Genomic DNA, 19,616 nt, shown 5'->3' on the forward strand with positions numbered 1-19,616 from the left:
CAAATTTCCGCAATCGAGAATTCTTTCCGCAATTCACTTTGTGGAGGTGATTTTCTTGCCTTTCCGCTTCCTGATGTAATGCTCCGTCATGGCGACGGTGGTGTGTCCCAGCTGGTCTTTCGCCTGCAGGATGTCACCACTGCTTTCTGCCTTGTCCGTGCCTGCTTTGGCGCGAAGATCCCTCATCTGGAAGTCAGCCTTTGGCACGCCCGCAGCTTCCCTGGCATCATCGAAACGCTTGCGGAGGATGGCGCTGGTCATTGCCGCGCCTTCAACGGTGACGATCAACTTTTTCGACCTGACCTTTAGCGCAGCTTTGCGAGCTGAAATGCGCTTCAGCACCACCTTCAACTGACCTGCCACCTCCATACGCTGCATCGCCGCCGTTTTATTCTGCCGGATTGACAGGTAGCCACCGGCGATGTCTCGCTCGTCCATCTTCAGCACGTCAGCCATCCGCTGCCCAGTTAGATAAGCCAGGTCCATGGTGTCGCGCAGCGGCGCGCAACCCTTCTCGTAGACGCTGGCAAAAACGTCATCCTCAATGTAAACCCCCCGGCCAGTTTCCTTGTGACCCTTAACGCCGGCGCATGGGTTGGCCAAACTCGTGTAGCCGTACTCCCTAGCGAAGTTCCAGATGGCACTCATCAGGGCTTTCTCGCGATTCGCCCTGATCGGCGCCTTCTTACCTCGATCGCGCAGGTACTGCTTGATGTGCTGAGGCTCGATTTCGTCGAGTGGGGCGGGCGGATCGTCGAAGAACGCCAGCAGTTGCTTCAGCTCTGCCAGATTGTCTTTCTGCGTCCGCGCCGCTTTCGTTGGGAGAATTTCGACGAGGTATCGGCTCGCCACGTAGGCGAACGTCACGACCGACTTCACATGCGCCGTCGCCGTCCGATCCTTCTCAAGTTTTGCGTATTCCAGAATGGCGAGGCCGTAGTCTTTGCCCAGCGATATCTCCCTGCGTGGCGACCCGCCGAGATCGTAGTAGTAATAGGTCAACTTCCCGCGCTTTCTCTTCCTGAGCCTGGTGATGGCTCCCGGTTCGGTTGGACGTCTTCCCATCACCCAGCCTTACGCGGCTGCCAGCCGCTGTGCTGCTTCAGTTGCTCTTTGGCTCCAATAAGGGCCGAGGTTGTTACGCATGGCCACCCATTACGTTTAACGGTATGGCGGATGCCGTTACGTGCCAGCACCGCGATTTGCCCAGCCTTGGTGCGAGCGCCGGTCAGCTCACACACCTGCGCATGGGTCAGGAACTCGATTGTGCTCACGTGCTACCTCCTTCGGGGGGCGATGCGGTGTTTGGTGGAAGGATCATTCGGTTCTGAATACTTCATTCTTTACGGCTTTCCAGTCGTCGATATTTGCTACTGGGTCCCGCCCGAACCAGTGCTCGGCTTCTGTTGCCAGATTTTCGCGGGCCTCGGCCCATCCGCCGCCCAGGCGAAGCGCTTTCACACGGACTTGATCACCTAGGGATTTGCAACTCCTTAGGCTGGTTGATGCACATATGAACATGCAGGTGTCTCCCGCCCGCCGTACACCGGCAGGCTTGTCAATGAATCAGGAAGGGTTACTTTGTAGTGGCGCTGTGCTATATGAGATTTTTTCATGGAGGTTCACATGTCTACGAATTACCAGGCGCAGTACAAGTCCTCTGCCACTCAGCAATGGCAAACGAAAACCTACGGTTCTGAAATGGGCTGCATGCAAGAGCTTGCTCGGCTTCGAGAAAAGTATCCCTTTGCGAGAGTCGTGGATCCTCAAGGTCGAGTTGTCAGCTGAGTTTTTTCGCTACCTTAAGTTGGCAAACAACGCCCCATTCTTGAATAGCAACGGAGTTGATTAGATGTTTGCGAGAATAGTTGTAGGTCTATTGATCGGCCTGGCCGCAGGACTAGTTTTGAGCGGGAAAATTTCTCTTGATCCAAAAACGCTGCAAGTCCTCCAAGGGCTTCTTGCTGTGGCTGCAATCGGTTTCACTGCGGCTTCGTTTATGTTCGGCGCCGTATTTGGCCTTATGGCAATCGCTGAAATCGCGATCGGTTATTTCACGTACGTAAAAGTTTTCCAAGGAAACTCAGCGAAGCCTGGAGCGTAGTAGGGCGGTATAGCCGGATCCTGTCCCTCAAGCAGTTCAACCCATGACCCTGACTGTCGCTAGATCTCGTGAAGCTCTCTAGCACGCTAGAAGGAGCAAGCATCGATCTTGGCTTCCGACTGGTCAGGCCGCGACAGCTTGGAGTTGCGCCGCGCGCCAGGGATCATTAGCGCGCGCGAGCGCCGCCATCGGCGGCGGGCTAACGCTGTTCCCACACATGTGAACCTGCTCGGTCTTCGTGAACGGCTTGCCGTCGGCGCCGTGCGTGATGATGTAGTCCGGCGGCAAGCCCTGCGCCCGGTATAGCTCGGCCGGTTGCAGCATCCGCAGCCGAATGTCGACGATCACATATGGCGTGCCCTTCACCATCACGGTGACCAAGCCGAGGCGATCCTTTGTGGTAATCGTCGGAGCGGGCTGGTCGCAGCTGCTCATGTTCTCCGTGCCGTAGTAACTGATCAGGAATGCGGCAACGCGCAACGCGCAACGCGCCTTCTTCGTGCTCCGGCGACAACTCTAAACTGACCAACGAACTCTTGCCTCCGCCGCCGGCCGTGATGGTCGGCGCGGGTTCATCCAGGTGTTGGCCAACACTGGCGCCAAACTGACGCTCCATGAAAGCGGTGAGGAGTCCGTGGTGTGTCTCGCCGGCGCTGTCCGTGTGGAGTGGATCGGTGGCGGTCCGGGAGTCGCAGTTGCCGCGCAGGTGCAGAAGATGTGCCGTGGTGAGCATCTGGTGTTGCCCGGTCGTGAGCGTCGGTACCGGTCCTTCGATATCTGACGGGGCGTGGCCGGTCGTGTTGGTGACCAGCGTCGCCGTTACCAGCTGCTGTTGGCTGCCAGTGTTCGTCACTGTGGTTACCGGGTCTTCGAGGCTTTTCGCGACGGTGGTGTTGAAGCCGCCGTTCATCTGCGCCATGAACGCGGTGGCGATGCCCATGGCGTGCGCCGCGCCAGCCGGGCGCTGGTAGTTGCCGCCGCTGGTGATGGTCGGCAGCGGCTCGTCCAACGCTTTGCCTTCGTCGTTAAGCCTGAACTTCACCAGGTGCGCAGAGGCGAGCGCGTGCTTTACGCCTCCAGCGACAACGATCCCCAGCGGTTGATCCAAACCTGGCACGCGCGGTTGCTGGCCATCGCGCTCCCCATAACCGGTTTGAACCAGCGTAGGGCTGATCAATGTCAGTTCGCCGCGGTTGGCGCAGGTCACCGTCGGCAGCGGCTCACGTGGATCGTTGATACGGTCGCTGCCCTGATGCGTGGCTGGTGCGATGATTGGGCTCACCACCGAGAATGCGCCACCTTTGGGGTAAGACGTCACGGTGCGCAGCGGATCGTTCAGCGACTGCACCGTCTCAGTCGACCAGTTCGCGATCGGCACAATAAACGGGGCAGGGTGGTCGATGACGAACTTCTTCATCCCCTTGGCGACTCGGCGTTTGGTGGCATCGGCTAGCTCATCTTTGCGGTCGAAAATGCTCTTACCCAAGTTGCTGAAGCCGATGCACTCGGCGGCGGTGCGGTACTTCAGCTGGCCCTTGCCGGGCTTCTTCGCGTGGGTCGGCTCCGGCCAGACGATCGGCAGTCCGTCGCATCGAGCGATCATGAACAGGCGTTCGCGGCTGGTGGGCGCGCCGAAGTCGCACGCTTTGATTACTCGCCATTCGACGACGTAACCGTGCTGCTCCAGCAGCTCCACAAAACGTTTCCAGGTGCTGCCTTTGCGCTTTGGGTTTGGGACGAGGAACTGCTGGGTCACCGGAACGATCTCGCTGGGCGCGGCAACCACCTTCACCAGGACTTCTTTGCCCTTTTTGTTCAAGCCTGGCACCAGCTTGACTATGCGGCCGGTCGCTTTGTCGCGCTTGGCGATCAGCGGACCCCATTGCAGGATCTGCTTTACGTTTTCCAGGCTGATGACTCGAGGCCGCTTCTTGCCTGCCCACTTCAAACCGATCCACGACAAGTTGCGGATCTCGCGCTTGCGCGGCTGTCCGCCGGCGGCCTGGGTGTGGTGTGTGCAGTCCGGCGACATGTGGAACCAGCCGACTGCTTTGCCGCCGCACTCGGCGTCCGGGTCACCGTCGAACACGTCGGTGGTGAAGTGCTTGGCGCCCGGGTGGTTGATACTGTGCATGCTGATCGCTTTGGCGCTGTGATTCTTCGCCACGCTGACCTTGCGACCGAGGCCCATTTCCAGCCCGGTACCGGCGCCGCCACCGCCGCAGAAGAAGTCCACGACGATCTCATCGTCTTGCGGATCAAAGCCAAGGCCGTACTGCGGTTTGAAATCGAACGGGTGTTTCTTCTGATGTGCGGACATAGGGGATCCTCGCCGGTGGCGTGAAGGTGTGGGAGGTGGGTGTTACGCGCTTGCGATAATGTCCGCTTCGGCTATCTCGCAGAAAAACGAGCATGCAGGGATTGTCTCGTTACGGCGGACCGGGCCTTCGCCGAGGTTTCGCAGCGAGAAACGCTCGTTGGTGGTGCGGTTCCGATGGAGGTATGAGCCTGGGCCAAGCAGATCCTGCACTTTGCAAAGCGTTTCGAACTGCGCAGGGAAGTCTTCGCGAATGGCCCGGAAGTATCCCTCGCCGCCCTTTACGCAGCCGATGCAGTTGGCGTTGTCGTACCCAAGGCGGTACATGAAGGGGAGTTCAATACCGGCGCGCTCCACCATGGCTTTGCATCTTCCTTTCCCAGACCGCGATCAATTAGCGGTGCAGTGACAGGGCGATCAGGGTTCCGCTCGCGGAAGGTGTCGAGCCGATCCTGCTCTTCGGCAGTATAACCGAAGACCATGACGTCACCTGGCTGCTTCCATGTATCCAGTAGCCGGCGCTTGAGCAGGTTGGTGCAGGGAGCGCCATATTGATTTTTCATATACCGCTCACGCCGGAAGACTTCGAAGATGTCTGCGCCGTATTTGGTATCGCGCAGCTCGGTAACCGGTTTGCCGAACCACGCTTCGCAGTCAGCCAGGAAGCGCCGGCTGTCTTCGTGCTCGTTGGCAAGGAATGCGTTGATGATGTGCACGTCGTGCGTGCTGCCGTATTCGGCGATCGCCAGCTTGGTCGCCACCGCCGAAGCGGCGCCGCAGCTAAACTGGCAGACTATGCGCGGATGGTCTGAAGACATTGCTGATCCTCGCCAGTGGCGTGATACCGGGATTTAGGTTATTTGTGCAGGCTTAGAATGGAGGCGGTATGGATACAAATAAATTATTGAAGGCGCTGGTTGTGACCAACTTCTTGACGTTGGTCCTTGCGGGATCGGCGTTCTACTTGGCGATGGAGGCTAAGGGTGACGCAGATGACGCTTATTCTGAGGCGGAGTCAGCAAGTGGTCGTGTCGGCGCTGTGGAGGATGCTCTTAATAGTAGGCGGTAACGTCGGCCTTCCGCAACGTGCGTTGGTGAAGCGTAATTCAAGGAAAATGGTCTACGGTTACCGCCAACAGGAAGCTCACCTTCGGATAGCTTTTGTGAACGCGTGAATAATGGCGATTGCAGTTTTTTCTTAATAGCATCCATCGGTCTAAGCGTCAGGAAAGGATCGGATCATGGCGGGGCAGTACACTGGAATAAATACAACCAAGACATTTTCTTACTTGTTCTCTGGCGCACGGCGGGCCCTTGAATTGGCAGAAGCTGAAGTTCAAGGTCAGCTCTATCCAGTAATGAATTGCCTTATACTTCAAGCATTTACTGTCGAAGCCTACATCAACCATCTGTTGGAGGGGCCAGAAGATCATGGAATGGACATCTCTTTTAAAAAGGGCCGGCCTAGCGTGTGGGAGAAATTCGAGGCGATTGCCAATGCGTTAAATATGAGCCCGACTAAGCTTGAAGATGCCTACCCACATGTCGCAGAGATACTAAAATTTCGCAATGCCATGGCACATGGACGAACAGAGTCCGTTTTGGTGAATGAAGTCCTAGCGGAGAATGAAGTTCCGCATGTTGCTTCGGAGCAGCAATACCCTTCTTGGATGAGGTTCTGCGAAATCCACAATGCGAGACGAGGTTTGGAAAGTGTTCAGTCTTTAATCGAAACAGTGCACGAACGAGCAGGACTAGGAGGGCATCCTTTCAGCACATTGGGGAGCGGATCATTTACCTACCGCTGGGTTGATGAGCCGATTCCGTAGAATATAAAAACTCAGGCGTGTTCGCCGAGATCTAGTCCGATCTGACTTACTCGATCGACACAGGTGGGGTTCAGCCAGATACATTCGGTGCGGTTCGCAGTGCCGCGCGCTGCGGAGATGCGTGCCGACGTGCTGTAACAGCTCCAGTCCGAAAAAGCAGCTCGCTATAAAGCTCGCTGGGGTACCCGGAAAGGACGACCATTCCTTCTAGCTCGAGCAACACGCTCAGCAGCTTTCGGTGTTCGGTGTCGTCCATCTCATGTCGGTAATACCGCCCACTCGATGCGCCCCTGTACCTGGTGTCATGCACGTAGGGTGGATCAACGTAATGAAGCGTGGTCGGCGCATCATGTGCGGTGATGACCTCGATCGCCGGCCGGTTCTCAATCAACACCCCCGCCAGCCGCCGCCCCACTTCCGCGAGCGAGTCGGGATATTCGGCCCATAGTGACTGGGCAGTGCCGTACTGCCGTTTCGTGTCAATTCGAAATCCTGTGGCTCCCTTTGTCGCGCCTGCAGAGCCGAACCCCATCTGCGCCCGCATGATCGTCCGCCTGGCGCGCTCAACTGGATCGTCAGTCGACTCCCAAGAAAGCTCGAACTCTGCCCGAGAGTAGGGCGTCAGCAACAGGCGCTCGGTCAGCGCTTCTCGCGTGGTTGTGTCCTGTAGCGTCCGGAACAAGTTGACGATGTCACCATCGAGGTCGTTGTAAACCTCGGCATACGAGCGCGGCTTCTGCATGAGGACGCCAGCGGCGCCGCCGAACGATTCGACGTAGCAAGTGTGCGGCGTGAAATGTTGCAGTACCCACGGCGCAAGTCTGAACTTGGCACCGTGGTAGCGGATTACCGGTGCGGTAATGGTCATGGTTCGATTCCATGCGGTTGGGAAATGGACTACATCCGAACCAGCCCTTTGAACAGGTGGTCATGTTTACCTCGTCAGGAGGCGTGCGGGAAAATGAGGGCATTAGGCAAACAAGAAGGGTTCGGCGATGATTGAAGACAGTGTTTACGTGCTAAAGCTGGCCTTGCGTTCTGTGCTGCTCGCGGCACGAAAAACCGGGCTGGATGTGGATGAGTTCAGCGAGGCGGCCATCGAAGCTATACCTGGAGACCTATCGTTCGATCCTGCTTTCGGTGGGAAAGCGGCTTTGGCTATTGAGGTGGCGGTTGATGCGTTGTGGTGATCAGGCGGCAGCTTGAGCCTTCTGCGCCATGATCGCTTTGGCGGCGTGGTTAATCATGTACAGGCACTGGACCAGGCGTCGTGATGGCTCGTCTACTCGGTTTTCGTACCACTCATCACCCAGGTAAAGCGCCTCGCTGTTATCGCGCATGAAGATCATTGCTTCTTCAGTGAAAGTGATTTCTTTCGCTGCATCGAGGGCGTCGTCCCAGTGCATCCAGCGGTCATCGGTGTGGCTCATGTCTCGCCGCTTCGCGAGTACAAGCTGTCGAAATTCAGGCCAGTGGACCGGGTCAACCCGATCAGGATCCTGAAGCCAGTCAGGAAGCGATTCGAACATATCTTCCTCGCACTCTTCATGCAGAGCCTGGGCGATATTGCGCATCAGCACTTCGCGGAATAGGTGCTCGCTGAAACTGCGGTTCTTGCATACCTCACTGAGTTTCGTGTGCAGGTAGTAAGTCACGTCGTCACCGGCCAAAAACTCAATGCCGTAGCCCAGGCCCACGCTGAAGGTCAGGTTGTCGATGTCACCTACGACCGCAATCCCGAAACGACTCATCATGATGTCGAAGGCGTAGAAGGTGTTCTTTGCGGCTTTGCAGCGCCAGATCACCGCGTCTTTCTGATCGACGATGCAAGTGTATTCGTGATCAACCATGTTTTCTGCGGCCCGGTCCCGATAGTCCTGCTCGGTTTCCTTGCGCTGCGCGATCGCGGCGCGGCGTTTAGTTTCGTATCTGTCGTCCATGGTGATCTCCATGTGTGCGCCGCCCTCCGTGACCGGATGCGACATAGTGGCTATTTGGATTGAGGTGGGGTATTACGTGTGATCGGCATGGAGCCGGATCAAGGAGATACGAAATGAAGACGCCAATGATTGATCACATGTGGACCAACATCACGGAGCGTGGCCATCTAGGCCTCACTGCTACCCAAGACAAACTGGAGCAGGTTGAATATATCTCGGCGAAGATTGAGTCCTCAGATGGCGCTGATGTGGTACGCAACGTCATGCACGACGGTATGCTCAAGCTAGCTCTTCAGAGATGTCTACAGTTTCATAATGGCGACAGCTCAATCACAGACCTTGATCTGCATATCTACTATCGGTACGCAACCACGGCTGCTAGGGAGTCCGAAGCGATCATAGACGCTGAGCTGGATTACCTAGAGTTGTGACCGGTGGGAGTGGGCGCAACGTATGAGTTGCGCCTTCTCTGATTAGGCCGTGAACGTGCCGAGGGCCAGCCTGGCTGCTTCACCGATCTGGCGATCAAGCACCGACTTGAACTCCTGAGCAATCTCCTCGCGCTGCACCTCTTCACCTACCCAGCGCAGCTTGAGTGCCGGTTGCGCGCCACTGGTGATGACCGAGATACGCAGGATGATCTCGCGCAGCGACAGGCCTCCGAACGGCACCACTGAGAAGATCAGCGATGTGGGCAGCGTTTCTTTGCTAGTCGCCTCAATGGCATCCATTGCGCTGCGGCTGGCGCGCGTCTCGCTGACGGTGTGGTCGCTTTCCGAAGTGGCCTTAATGGAAATGGTGCGCACCGCAGCGATGGCTTTGACCAGGCTGATGGCCTGCAGGTCCTTACCAACTGCCGACAAAGTGCTGTGCCAGTCCTCGATCCAGTCGCTCATGTCCTTCTGCGACAGTGCCCGGCCGTTGATTGCTTGCACTGCCTGATAGCCCGCCGTTGGCTTCAGTTTCAATACCGCGCGGTCATCTGCATGGCCTGGTGCGAGCACGTCACCAAGGTTGAACAGCACAGCGCAGCTCATCTCATCCTGATTGATAAAGCCCTGGGCATCCGCGACGCTACGGTCGACGACGTACTTGCTGAAGTCCAGCAGCGAGTTGGTGGAGAAGGTGCCTCGGAAGCGGCTACGGCCCGCGCCGAACTGTTCCAGGCTGGCAATCTTTGCGCCTTCAGGCAGCACGACTGTCGGCGTATTCGTTTCCAGCGCCTTTGCGGAGGCGATCAGCGCAGTATCCGTGATCAGCTGTACAGCTTCTTTCGTAAGGGACATATTTCTGGTCTCTATGGGGGAGGGGGGATGCGGTCGATCAGGTGCGCGGCTTGATTGGAGCTTCGTCGCGGTTAAACAGCTGATCCTGCTTTTCCTGGAACAACGAAATGCGGCCGCCGCTATCAACGTGCATCGGCGTGTCGAGGCTGGTGTTCTCGCTGCGAGTGCCGCGCTTGGTTGGCACCTTGTAATCGAGCTTGTGCTGGATCTTCACCTGGTGTGATGCCCCGATCTGGCTGAAGTCCAGGGTGATCACCAGCTTGCCGGCTTTGCCGTGATCGACGACCCCGGCGGCTACTTCGGAGAGGGCGTGCCCAATCTGGCTGGCGAACGCCCCGCCGTTCAGCTCTTCGAGGAATTCGGCGGTATCTGTGGGAATGGACATGCGTGTTTCTCCGATGGGGCCGGAAGCCCGCTTGGTGGGAGTTTGTGTTGGGTTTGGCGGCGACGGTGGTTCGCTGATTGGTTTACGCGCCGCATCAGGTGGCCGCGGTGAAGGTGATGCCGTGTTCTTGGGCGGTGAGAGTGACGGTGCGGGTATCAATGCCGATCTTCATGCCGATCTGGCGAGCGATGAGCCCCGACTTGGCCAAGGCGCGAATACGCGGGGCACGCTTGGCGCGCTTGGCCTTGAGCGTTTCCAGATGATTCGTGGTGCCCAGCAAAGGCGCGTTGGCGCTGACGCCTTGTTCGATGTGCTGGATCCTGTGACCAGTGGCAAGGAAGTGATCGATCTGGGCTGCGAGTTTGGCGATCGCCTGCTTGTGCTGGTCCGGTACGCTCTCGCCGATCATTGCAGCACCGCCTGCGACAGTTGGACCACCACGCCAGCAGCGTGTGACTCCAGCTGATGGGTGTAATAGGCCGCCTCCCTTTAGCTAAAGCGGAAGCCAACGACCTTGCCGGTGCTGATCTCCACGATGTGCCAAGCGTTGGCGCTCTTTGCGACGGCCTGGTAGCGAGTCTTCTGCGCAGGCGGCTTCTTACCGATCATGGCGTAGAACTCCGCGACGGCGAGATGAGTGCGGGCGCGCATGGCGTTGAGGCCATCCACGCGTTGTTGAATTTGTGGGTGCATGTCTTTTCCTCGTTCTGTGCGTGTACTCGTCAGCACTCTGGCCGCTTGACATAGGCCGAGTGCGCGCAGGGGAGAGCGCTGACGGGTAAACGCTGGGTGAAGAAAAGCCCTGACGGTGCAGGGCTTTCACATCTGCTTGTTCACAACGCCTCCGTACGTGAACCTTGCTTGCCGGCGCCGCCTGATGCGGTAGGCCGGTAGTTATCTGTTACTTCATGGCGTTCATCCTTCGTTGCTCGCTCACTGGGAAGGCAGTAGCTACCTGTTGAGTGGGATGGAGACGGCGGGCGCTGACATATGAACGTTTCCTGTATGATCTGCACCGGCTCACTGCACAGCACTAATCAAGCGTAGATAGGTGTGGTGCCAGTGACTGGGTCCTGAAAGAGTGGCAAAAGCTGAACCCTAAGGACGAAATAGATTTGCAAAAAGGAGAAATGAAATGAGAAATCTGGTTTTCGCACTCATGACCTGCACCGCCTTGGTGGGTTGCAGTGACAAGGGCAAGGACTTTGTTGGAGTCTGGAAATATTCCGATAAGTTGTCCGAAACACTCACAGTTACCAAGGCTGATGATGGCTATCGTGCTCTGGCGCACATTGATAAAGACGAACACGGCTATATGGACGTGGAAGTCTTTTTGTATCCTGAGTCCGACAAGCTTCTTGTGACGAAAGAGAAGCAGATAGCCTTACAGCTGGGGGACGACGGCAAGATCACCAGCCATCTGCGCAACGGGATTGAAACGTTCACTAAAGCTAAGTAGCTCCTCTGCAAAAAAGGCGCTACGGCGCCTTTTTTTGCGTGAGTTGCCCCAGCTCAAACATCTAGGACCTAGATGAACTGGATGCGTTGGGCAAGCCTTGATTAGGCCTCTGCCAAGGCCGTCATTATGCAATCTGATGACCGGCACCACTGGGGTCATCAAAGCATCGGTCAACCCGGTCGCCGGATCGGTGCTGGCGGACAACTACAAAGCCTCTGGCTCTGGCCTGACCGGCATCACTACTCGCTGGTACAAAGAGCTCGCGACATCCGGCGAGGCGCAGTGTATCGAGTTGGCCGGGACCATGGCTGCCGCGGGCGGGTACATTTATCTGCAGCCAGCGGCGAACGTGACGCTGTCGAATCTCTTGGCAGGGGACGTCATCAAGATGGTTTCTGCGCCGGAGATCGTCGGCAACAGCAGGGGCATCCTCGGCTGGGAAGCAGAGCTGATGATCACCAAACCGGTGGCAGGTACGTCCACCACCATCTATTACCGCTCGATGGACAAGTGCCAGGAGCCGTTCACGCTGCCTGCGAACTGGAAAGGCGCGCTTGAAACGCAGCGGTACACAGGCGACGTCACCGAGACCGTCGTCACCTCGCGCATGGGGCTGTACCTGGCCACCGGGATCGCGCAGGATTCCAAGGTAAAGGTTGCTCAATTCGGGATTAGAAAGATTTGAACTGCTAGGCTTGGCGATGTAGCAACCATCGGAATCCCTGCGCCCCCTGGACGATCCGCTTTCAATATTCGCGCCGGAAGCATTGCTGATCGAGCTGCTCTTAGTGCAGTGCAGATGTACATCCGGTCCGCTTGTCTCATTGACCCTCTTGAGGTTCGTTTGGCGAATTAACAGGTGGCGCTGAATGCCGTATCAGCATGTCCTCAGGATATACAAGGAACATCAGATGGAAGATTGCGTCGCTTACCATCTCAACGTAGTCGTTAGCTTTTTGCGGATCTATCGACTTCGTAGCAGGACGGTGCACTAGCTCATTACGTACGGTTTGACCCTCCTGTAACTTATTGACGTACGGCGACCTTTCCCCTAAGTAACGCGCGCTTAGCTTTCCGTATAGTTTAGATAGCGGTGGAGACGGCACTTCCAAAAGGATCTCTGCAAGATATGGACATTTTCGGATTAATATTTCCTTGACTGCCAGCTCGGCAGCTATGGTCGCGTCAATCCATTTGTAGTGAGGGCGAGCCTCATTTTTGGCTCGGTGAAGATGCCTCATCGCGAGTAAGGGCTCAATCTTTGAGTCTAAAGAGGCCTGTACCAGCGTCTGCCACTCCTTGTCTATCCGGCGGTGAGAAAAGTTCTCCATTATGAAGGTTAGCTTCCCAAAGGATAGTCCTCTCACAATGTTAAGCTTTTCCAGCGACTCTCCCCATCTCATAGATCGGAATGAACCGGAGGATTCAGGAATGGAATAGTGCTTAAGATGATACTTGATTGTGGACAGCACCTTGTCTGCCGCGCTGTGCATACCGCTGAACATAGCACGGACACTTTGGCTGTTTAACTCGTCAAGAAAATATGACGGCTCTAGCGTTCTGTTAAGCTCATCGTAAAGGTCTTCATCAATTCGCAGTTCAGGGTTCCTGACGGTGACTATTTCATCGACCAGCGAGATAGATACGAACAAAATTTGCCCCAGCGAGTCAGTAGTTTCAAAGTCTAGCTCGCCCTCATATTTATTATGGTCTGATAATAGCTTGATGTTGATTTGGGCTTCAACGGCTATAACTCGGCTGGTTTTCGTCATTCTTGGCGCATCCTCATCCGTTGTGGTGACTGTATCAGCAGTAAGAAACGGCTGCATTATGCCGCCCTTTTTTTTCGCTCGATCAAGCGTGGCCCTTGATTCCGCACGTTCCCGACATCCTTGGTAACCTCGAACCAGGTGAATTCGTCAGTCGGCCTGCAGCACTCCTTTGCGATCTCGGCGGCGCGCTCCAGTGTCGTTCCGGGGTCCACCCATTCCCGGGCGTGCTCTGGGCTCAGCACTACCGGTCGCCGATCGTGAATGTCGACCATCCCTTGATCGCTGTCGGCGGTGATGATCACGAAGCCGTCTTGCGGGTCGGGCTCTAGCCCCTGATGCACTTCCGCCAACGCGGCGAAGAACATCGGGCCTTCCTCTTTCAGCCTGATGGAGTAGGGCTGCTTCCTCTTCGGGTCGCTCGGATCCTTGACCCATTCAAACCAGCCGTTCGCCGGAGCGAGCGCAAGGCCGTTCGGCCAGAGCTGCTTGAAGTACTTCCCTGTCATCACCGTTTCGACCCTGGCATTGATCGGGCCAGGGCGCTTCCCTTCACCTTTTGCCCAGAACGGCGACCATCCCCAACGCACCTTGTCCACGCTCAATCCTTCCTCGGTCGGCCTGATGATCTCGACGCGAGTCGTTGGCGCGACGTTGTAGCGCTCGATCAGCCAAAGGTCGTATCCATTGATGACCAACTGCTCTGGAGCAAGCGTCTTGAGGTAGTGGTCCATTGGCTCGTAGATCGAGTAGCGTCCGCACATGAGGTCACCTGTCGTAAATCGGCTTATACAGTGTTGACCGCAATCGTCCCGCTTAGTTAACTGTACGCATATACAGTATCAGCAAGCGAACCCTTCCCATGTACGTCCTTATCACTCCACGCCGCCAGCTGGGCGTCGCCGTACCGAAAGACCAGCTCAGCAAGCTCCCGCCGTTCAAAGGCGACGTGCAGATTGTTGAGTCTCAGTGCTCCGCGCTGGGCCGCATTACCCGGGAAGCCTTCATCCTGAACAGCGTTGGCCACGCGCGGGATGCTTTGCCAAGGCTTCTCGATGCCAGCGTGACGAGCATGGGTACCCAGGGCCTGATTATTTCTGGCATCGAGCAGATCGAAGAGGCGTTCTACTTCCAGTCGTGGTGGTGCCGCTTTGAATGACGGCATGGCTCCAGACCACCTGGATATTTCACTGGACCAGCTCCTGAACATTCGCGCGCCTAGCACCTACCTGGTGAAGGTTGAAGGCGACAGCATGGAGGGTGCGGGTATCTTCTGTGGTGCTCTGCTCATCGTAGACAAGGGGATCGACGCCAAGGCAGGCCAGGTCATCATCGGCGTGGTGAACCAGCAACCGCTGGTCAAGTACCTGGCCTTTGTGGGCTGCCACGCGGTATTGCGCTCGGCGAACCGAAAATATCCCGACCGCTTCATCATGGAAGGGGACGACTTCGAAATCTGGGGCGTTGTTACCCACAGCATTCGGGATCATTGGAGAAACTGAGCATGGACGTCAAAGCTCGCGAACTGACATCTGGAACGACCTGTTCGAGCATGAGACTCGGCGCGAGTGTGCGATTAATCATTGGGCACGGGGTTGTACGGCCACGCCAAGGCCCTGCATCGGGTAGGCTTAGGCCGTCTTCCAGCAATGCGTGAAGCCTTAGTGCCGCGGGCAGACGAGTGATGGTTTTTGCACGTTGAATGCAATGGGGTGTTTCTCAGGGGCGTAAGATGGGTGGTACCAGCACCGACGCCCTCAAAGGCAGGACCTCTGCCACGGACCCTTAGCTCTGGGATAACCCGATGCGCAAGCATAAAAGCCAAAAATGTTTAAGGATTGGTTTCATGAACATCCGCGTCATCGCCACCGCTGTATTTTTGCAACTGGTGAGCAAATTTCCATATATGTTTAGTACAAGGCTTAAAGATAAATTCCGAAAATTAGATTCGGAGGTGGGCAGATGGAATGAGCCCCGTATGCCTGCATCAGCTGGAGTCTTCGAGAATGGCACTGTATGGGTTACGACAGATGTGACGGTGAGGATTAACGGTAAAGAGAGTTCCGCCATAAGGAAATGGCTTCACGGTAGAGATCTCAGGGGGGGCAGCAGACCTCCCGCAGCGATTGATAATTTCAGCGCTCCAGGCAGGTCGTCCCACTCAGGATGGATACCGATCAATTCTGACAATCGTACAGGGCATAGACGTTTAGACGTGGTGAGTGACGTCAACAGCGGTTTGCATGTTTCAATCATGCATATGTCAGCGGGCGTTTGCTACGTGACTTTGAATTTTGAAGTTTCAGAATCAGCGCGTGAAAGCCTCAAGGGTATTTCGACGAGTGAGTTGAGAGCTCGCTATGTATTTGAAAGCCTGAACCCGTTTAAGCGTTTTCAGTTATACACTATTCACTCTCCATCGTCGCAATGCGATGATATCCTAATTCGAAGAGTTAAGCGCATAGTGCTAGAGACCAAAAAAACTGCGCTAGCAATTCTCAATGAGTGCGGTGTCGGAAAAACGGCGCCGGAGTGCATAACTGTTGCAAATGCTTTTTGTCCTGATGAGGTGCCTTGGTTTGAGCACGAGAGCAGAGCCGAGGATTGTGTGCGGCTTGATCTAGGGGACAAAAAGCCCGCTCAGGGTGTGCTTCCCTACTACAGTCTTTTAAGTCGACATAACTTCGGCGGCCTTCAACAAAGGATCGGCAGTAACAGGTTTGAGTGTTTCGCGAAGGATCACACTAGTCAGCAGCTATCGTTGGACGCCCTATATATGGTGTCCCAAGAGCCGGCAAGTAGAAATGAGCTCGGCTACAGCGCAGATTCTTTGTCATCTCCTGTTCATCTGTCAATGTTGATTGAGACTCGACAGAGGCATCAGCACATAACTCAGCAGATTACGCCGTATCTATTGAGTGTGAAGATAAATAAAAAAACTATGCGGTCTCTTTACAAAGGTTCAATGGATATCGACAGGCTCAATGAAGAGCTTGATGCTATTAAGCGTGGTTGGTATTTTGTTGATAACCGCCATCACTCCCATACTAACTCTGAGATAGCGGCGCAGAGGTCGGAGAATTTGCTGGTTAGAGAGGCCATTGAAAAACGTCGGAGCTTGCTCACGTCCGAAATTGAGTACAAAAATCTAAACTGGACGCGGCGTTACTCTAAGGTGGTTTTCTTTTTTGTACTGGTTCAAATTGGTATCTCGGTTGCGGTCTTGGATTGGACTGGCGAAGGGCTAAAAACGAATATAGCTTACAGAAACTGGGTAGCGCTTAAGTCCTGGGCCTTCGTAAATTGATTGGGATAGGCTGGCTAACTCAATTCGAAGCTCCAGCCGCCTGTGTTTCAAAAACTGTGATCGTTAGCCCGCGGTGATTATATCACCGGTGACATTGCTGATCTCATTCGCCAGAGGGTCTGGGAGGGGAGGAAGCTCTCGCTTCTGATTACAGCGGGATTAAAGATCTCGTACCACTTTTGTACCATCTGTTGCGTAAGAGCCGGTAAAGGCGGGTTGATCCGGGTAAGCAAACCCCCGGGGATCATTGCCCTAGTCTACTGGGATCGACGCATTCGGAATTATGTCGCTATTACCCGCTGCCAAGCTAGCGCCAGAACCTTACTGGGTAGATCCACGAAATTGCTTAAGTAATGAATTAGTGCTGCTTGCCGCAAGCATGAGCTTAGGCAGGACCTTAACGAATAGATCAGCTCCTTCGTAGAACATTGAAGCCGCCGCCATCGTTGATTCTTGGTCAAGATTTATAATCATTTCATATTGAAGCATCGCGTCTTGGTCTCTATGAGCGATTGTAGAATTCCTAGCTGTAGATAGCAGATGCTTTGCTTTGACGTGCGCCTTGTTAATAGTCCGGAAAGCCAGATTCATTTCATTGATTAGATCATCGCTTATCCCGGCTAACTTATAAGCTTCTTTCAGTTTGCTTGCGGGTGCAGCTTTAGCCATATCCCACTCATGGATGATCAGCAAAATAATTCGCAGAGAGAGGTTTCTTTTCCAAATATCGGGGTGTGTCAATGCATCAATCTTGACAGCTTGAATATCCTTTTCGGCCAAAAGGAAAAACAGGGACAGATTGAAGAATATACTCAGCGGTTCGAAATGTACCGCGCTCCTGCTTTTTTTGAAGTTCTCCGCAGTCACTTTGAGCGCATTTGTCAAAGCTGCTGAGCGCCTTCGTTCAAGGATTATTAGCTTGATGCGAAGATAGTAGCGGAAAATTCTCTCTATGTAAGGGCGAGAGATTCTTAGAGCGTTAATTGCAACCCATCGCCTAATGACTGGTTGAGGTTGATCAAAAAACCTCCTTTTGTTCGATTTACGCACCATATCAACTCCTCATAAACATGACGATTCCAGTCGCGAGCCTGCTGCATAATCGAGCGCCTTTCTATTAGGCGTGACGGCATCATAGGTCTTTGGACTCTGTCCAGACCACCTTCGCCGTTGCAGGCGAGGCGACCGTCTGCGCCGTGGCTTCGAGGTGTCGTGCTTCAGAAGGTCTTGCGTGCTGGTACTTTCTGCCCGGCCACTGTGGCTTGGCGGTGCTGAAGGGCCGCTCGAAAGCTCGCGACCCCCAGCGCGCTTACGCTATTTTTGCCAATTATCTATCAGCCACTTCAGAACGGCGTCTCTGTTCTGCACGGTTCCAGGCAGCTTGGTTTTGATCAATTTCTCAGCGTGGAGAGCTTGTTCTTTGGATTTGCAGATGCTGTTCAGAAAGTACAGCACCTCGTAGCCTTCGTCCCGATCGACTTTGTCACGGTCAAGCTTCCCCGTGTAATTAGGGTTGTCTCCTTCATCGGCCTTCCATGTGTATTTGTAGGCCAAATCACTCTTTGTGATTACAGACATGTTCACTCCTTGTTGAGGCGCCCAGAGGATTCCGCGCCCTGCCAAGGTTGTTATTAATGCACCGGGATTTGCAATAGCTTTTGGCATCACACAGTGACAGGCTGCGCAATACCTCCTCTGGAGGCCGCGTGTTTCCGTTTGCGTAAGCACAAAGGAGCGGATGTTTTGCCACGTTCGAAATGGGTTGTATCCTATTTAAATCAATAGGTTAGGTCGATATAGTCTCCAGCATGGGGTGCTAAGTGCGCAATGCGCGCGACTTTACTTTGGGAGCCGTCTGCTCGCCTCGAAACGAAGCCGCCTTAGTGCAAACCCGGAGGGGTGGAGTGGGCATCTGTGAGTGGGGGAAATCAGTTCCGAAACTCAAAGCGCACCCCGCGTGGAATGCGGTCTGTAGCCCAGTGGTTTTGGAAAAGAATCGGAACGCAAATTACCCTCAAAGTGGCGCCCCGCTGGTTTTTCCATAACGGTCTTGAAATCCGAGTTTACTCGGTAAGGGGGGCGTTGGCGGAACGCCTGTAACGCGTTTTGCTTTCGTTCGCGCTGCGATCTGGTCATCGGTGCGTACGAGCCCGCTCGGAATAGAGCCAGCAATCTTGGTCGAGGTGACTGGATAAATTTAGGTGACCGGCAGGACGCCGAGGAGGTAACAATCACGTGAGGAAAATGTGAGCCACAGTGCGTACACTGCGCGGCGAGCAGTCGCTAGGTTGCAAGTGCGGCTGGCCTTAAAATACCGTCCGTTGGCTGCAATCAAGGTCCCCATGGTTACTGCAAAAGCTTTGAATTTACTCTCGTACGCGGTGCAGTTGATCGCGCTCTGGCTTGCCACACGGGTCGATACCAGTGCGCTTGCTCTCAGAAAAGCGGAAGAAGATCTTCCCGTTGATTATCTGACCGAGATTTACCTGTCCGCGAGAGACGACAGGCCTAGGACCCCAAGCGACGCTGAGAACAAGCTTTTAGAATTGGGCAAGGCCAATGATGAAAATCGTAATGGCGCCCTCCTTAGGTGGGCAGCAGCTCTGGTGGGTATCTCAATTCTTCTACAGGCGGCTGCCACTTGGATAAGTCCAGGGTGAATGCATGCGATTGGAGAGGCAGCGCCACGACGCCGCAAGAAAACAGCGTGGGGATTTTCGGGGATTAGCGTATTCGGTGCGGATCAGTACGGCATCGTTTGCAGCGAGCGCCTGTAAAGTTCCAATAGAATTAACAGCTTAGGAATATCACCAAGCATGGGGTGCTAGGGGCGAGTGTTCTAATCTCCGTACCCCTACGGGACGATACATCCGTACTGTTATAGAAGAGCGCCCTAGATAAAAGGGACGATTGGGACGGCAGGGCGGCTAGAAAGGGAAGATAAAATCCTTCCGCAATTCGTCTGCACCCCTTGAAAACAAAGGGCTGAACGGACGAAGAAAACGCCGAATTGAGGAACGAAAACTTTGCTAACCTGTTGAAGAATATGGATTTGATTTCGGACTTAAAATCCGTCGTCCGAAAGGATGTGCCGGTTCGACTCCGGCTCGGGGCACCATTCAGAAAAAAGGCACTTGAGGGCAATGTAGTGGTCAACTAATTCCGGACACCTCGATAGGTGGTTTCAAGGCCATCGTCCGTTCGTAAACGGTCGGTGGCA

At 55.0% G+C, this 19,616-nt stretch carries 23 protein-coding genes and 3 pseudogenes; 11 read left to right on the plus strand and 15 right to left on the minus strand.

Annotated elements, in window-relative coordinates:
* Positions 1-33: 33 nt before the first annotated feature.
* Entirely contained in the window at positions 34-1,065 is a 1,032-nt protein-coding gene (locus AC07VF_RS23360; RefSeq protein WP_495009985.1) for a tyrosine-type recombinase/integrase, read from the minus strand.
* Complete coding sequence (locus AC07VF_RS23365; RefSeq protein WP_495009984.1) at positions 1,065-1,274, minus strand: DUF4224 domain-containing protein; 210 nt, start codon at positions 1,272-1,274, stop codon at positions 1,065-1,067. The genes AC07VF_RS23360 and AC07VF_RS23365 overlap by 1 nt, the downstream gene beginning before the upstream one ends.
* Positions 1,275-1,852: 578 nt before the next feature.
* Between AC07VF_RS23365 and AC07VF_RS23370 the strand changes: the two genes are divergently transcribed.
* Positions 1,853-2,104: a hypothetical protein gene (locus AC07VF_RS23370; RefSeq protein WP_495009983.1), complete on the plus strand. Its 252-nt coding sequence runs from the start codon at positions 1,853-1,855 to the stop codon at positions 2,102-2,104.
* A 123-nt stretch (positions 2,105-2,227) separates the two neighbouring features.
* Here AC07VF_RS23370 and AC07VF_RS23375 read toward each other — a convergent pair.
* From AC07VF_RS23375 to AC07VF_RS23385, 3 genes and pseudogenes are all read right to left on the minus strand, one after another.
* Positions 2,228-4,424, minus strand: a pseudogene (locus tag AC07VF_RS23375) (DNA cytosine methyltransferase).
* A 42-nt stretch (positions 4,425-4,466) separates the two neighbouring features.
* Complete coding sequence (locus AC07VF_RS23380; protein ID WP_495031064.1) at positions 4,467-4,781, minus strand: hypothetical protein; 315 nt, start codon at positions 4,779-4,781, stop codon at positions 4,467-4,469.
* The gene (locus AC07VF_RS23385; protein WP_495009982.1) at positions 4,703-5,239 is read right to left on the minus strand and encodes a hypothetical protein; all 537 of its coding nucleotides are present in this window, start codon (positions 5,237-5,239) and stop codon (positions 4,703-4,705) included. Before AC07VF_RS23385 ends, AC07VF_RS23380 begins: the two co-directional genes overlap by 79 nt.
* Before the next feature lie 68 nt (positions 5,240-5,307).
* On the opposite strand from AC07VF_RS23385, the gene AC07VF_RS23390 reads away from it, so the two are divergent.
* Both AC07VF_RS23390 and AC07VF_RS23395 read left to right on the plus strand, forming a co-directional pair.
* Positions 5,308-5,490: a hypothetical protein gene (locus AC07VF_RS23390; RefSeq protein WP_495009981.1), complete on the plus strand. Its 183-nt coding sequence runs from the start codon at positions 5,308-5,310 to the stop codon at positions 5,488-5,490.
* 172 nt (positions 5,491-5,662) lie between these two features.
* On the plus strand, positions 5,663-6,250 hold the full coding sequence (locus AC07VF_RS23395; RefSeq protein ID WP_495009980.1) for a hypothetical protein: 588 nt from the start codon (positions 5,663-5,665) through the stop codon (positions 6,248-6,250).
* An 11-nt stretch (positions 6,251-6,261) separates the two neighbouring features.
* On the opposite strand, the pseudogene AC07VF_RS23400 reads toward AC07VF_RS23395, so the two are convergent.
* Positions 6,262-7,118: pseudogene (locus AC07VF_RS23400) on the minus strand (DNA adenine methylase).
* 127 nt (positions 7,119-7,245) lie between these two features.
* On the opposite strand from AC07VF_RS23400, the gene AC07VF_RS23405 reads away from it, so the two are divergent.
* Positions 7,246-7,440 (plus strand): hypothetical protein, encoded by a 195-nt coding sequence (locus tag AC07VF_RS23405; protein WP_495009979.1) that lies wholly within the window; start codon positions 7,246-7,248, stop codon positions 7,438-7,440.
* Here the strand turns inward: AC07VF_RS23405 and AC07VF_RS23410 are convergent, their stop codons facing one another.
* On the minus strand, positions 7,441-8,190 hold the full coding sequence (locus AC07VF_RS23410; RefSeq protein WP_495009978.1) for a hypothetical protein: 750 nt from the start codon (positions 8,188-8,190) through the stop codon (positions 7,441-7,443).
* A gap of 113 nt (positions 8,191-8,303) precedes the next feature.
* On the opposite strand from AC07VF_RS23410, the gene AC07VF_RS23415 reads away from it, so the two are divergent.
* Positions 8,304-8,621, plus strand: a complete 318-nt coding sequence (locus AC07VF_RS23415) for a hypothetical protein (protein ID WP_495009977.1) — start codon at positions 8,304-8,306, stop codon at positions 8,619-8,621.
* A gap of 42 nt (positions 8,622-8,663) precedes the next feature.
* On the opposite strand, the gene AC07VF_RS23420 is transcribed toward AC07VF_RS23415, so the two are convergent.
* From AC07VF_RS23420 to AC07VF_RS23435, 4 genes are all read right to left on the minus strand, one after another.
* Positions 8,664-9,476 (minus strand): DUF2303 family protein, encoded by an 813-nt coding sequence (locus AC07VF_RS23420; protein WP_495009976.1) that lies wholly within the window; start codon positions 9,474-9,476, stop codon positions 8,664-8,666.
* A gap of 37 nt (positions 9,477-9,513) precedes the next feature.
* Complete coding sequence (locus tag AC07VF_RS23425) at positions 9,514-9,861, minus strand: YfdP family phage-associated protein (protein WP_495009975.1); 348 nt, start codon at positions 9,859-9,861, stop codon at positions 9,514-9,516.
* Positions 9,862-9,955: 94 nt separating this feature from the next.
* Entirely contained in the window at positions 9,956-10,270 is a 315-nt protein-coding gene (locus tag AC07VF_RS23430) for a hypothetical protein (protein ID WP_495009974.1), read from the minus strand.
* An 80-nt stretch (positions 10,271-10,350) separates the two neighbouring features.
* Positions 10,351-10,554 carry a hypothetical protein gene (locus tag AC07VF_RS23435; protein WP_495009973.1) on the minus strand — a complete coding sequence of 68 codons (204 nt, stop codon included), beginning with the start codon at positions 10,552-10,554 and terminating at the stop codon, positions 10,351-10,353.
* A gap of 442 nt (positions 10,555-10,996) precedes the next feature.
* On the opposite strand from AC07VF_RS23435, the gene AC07VF_RS23440 reads away from it, so the two are divergent.
* Both AC07VF_RS23440 and AC07VF_RS23445 read left to right on the plus strand, forming a co-directional pair.
* Positions 10,997-11,320, plus strand: a complete 324-nt coding sequence (locus tag AC07VF_RS23440) for a hypothetical protein (protein WP_495009972.1) — start codon at positions 10,997-10,999, stop codon at positions 11,318-11,320.
* A gap of 133 nt (positions 11,321-11,453) precedes the next feature.
* Positions 11,454-12,005: pseudogene (locus tag AC07VF_RS23445) on the plus strand (SGNH/GDSL hydrolase family protein); the annotation flags it as partial.
* Between the two features lie 136 nt (positions 12,006-12,141).
* Here the strand turns inward: AC07VF_RS23445 and AC07VF_RS23450 are convergent.
* Together AC07VF_RS23450 and AC07VF_RS23455 are read right to left on the minus strand one after the other, a co-directional pair.
* The gene (locus AC07VF_RS23450) at positions 12,142-13,149 is read right to left on the minus strand and encodes a hypothetical protein (protein ID WP_495009971.1); all 1,008 of its coding nucleotides are present in this window, start codon (positions 13,147-13,149) and stop codon (positions 12,142-12,144) included.
* Complete coding sequence (locus AC07VF_RS23455; protein ID WP_495009970.1) at positions 13,149-13,853, minus strand: SOS response-associated peptidase; 705 nt, start codon at positions 13,851-13,853, stop codon at positions 13,149-13,151. Before AC07VF_RS23455 ends, AC07VF_RS23450 begins: the two co-directional genes overlap by 1 nt.
* 98 nt (positions 13,854-13,951) lie before the next feature.
* Here AC07VF_RS23455 and AC07VF_RS23460 point away from each other — a divergent pair, with 98 nt between their 5' ends.
* From AC07VF_RS23460 to AC07VF_RS23470, 3 genes are all read left to right on the plus strand, one after another.
* Complete coding sequence (locus tag AC07VF_RS23460; protein WP_495009969.1) at positions 13,952-14,248, plus strand: hypothetical protein; 297 nt, start codon at positions 13,952-13,954, stop codon at positions 14,246-14,248.
* 4 nt (positions 14,249-14,252) lie between these two features.
* Positions 14,253-14,591, plus strand: coding sequence for a LexA family protein (locus tag AC07VF_RS23465; RefSeq protein ID WP_495009999.1), 339 nt, complete (start codon positions 14,253-14,255; stop codon positions 14,589-14,591).
* Positions 14,592-14,935: 344 nt separating this feature from the next.
* Positions 14,936-16,396: a hypothetical protein gene (locus AC07VF_RS23470; protein ID WP_495009968.1), complete on the plus strand. Its 1,461-nt coding sequence runs from the start codon at positions 14,936-14,938 to the stop codon at positions 16,394-16,396.
* Between the two features lie 321 nt (positions 16,397-16,717).
* Here AC07VF_RS23470 and AC07VF_RS23475 read toward each other — a convergent pair whose 3' ends face one another.
* Positions 16,718-17,449, minus strand: coding sequence for a hypothetical protein (locus AC07VF_RS23475; protein WP_495009967.1), 732 nt, complete (start codon positions 17,447-17,449; stop codon positions 16,718-16,720).
* Between the two features lie 261 nt (positions 17,450-17,710).
* Complete coding sequence (locus AC07VF_RS23480; protein WP_495009966.1) at positions 17,711-17,974, minus strand: hypothetical protein; 264 nt, start codon at positions 17,972-17,974, stop codon at positions 17,711-17,713.
* Positions 17,975-18,738: 764 nt separating this feature from the next.
* Between AC07VF_RS23480 and AC07VF_RS23485 the strand changes: the two genes are divergently transcribed.
* Positions 18,739-19,056, plus strand: a complete 318-nt coding sequence (locus AC07VF_RS23485) for a hypothetical protein (RefSeq protein WP_495009965.1) — start codon at positions 18,739-18,741, stop codon at positions 19,054-19,056.
* Positions 19,057-19,616: the final 560 nt, after the last annotated feature.

It is taken from the genome of Pseudomonas sp. GW821-FHT02H06 (genome assembly GCF_059421525.1).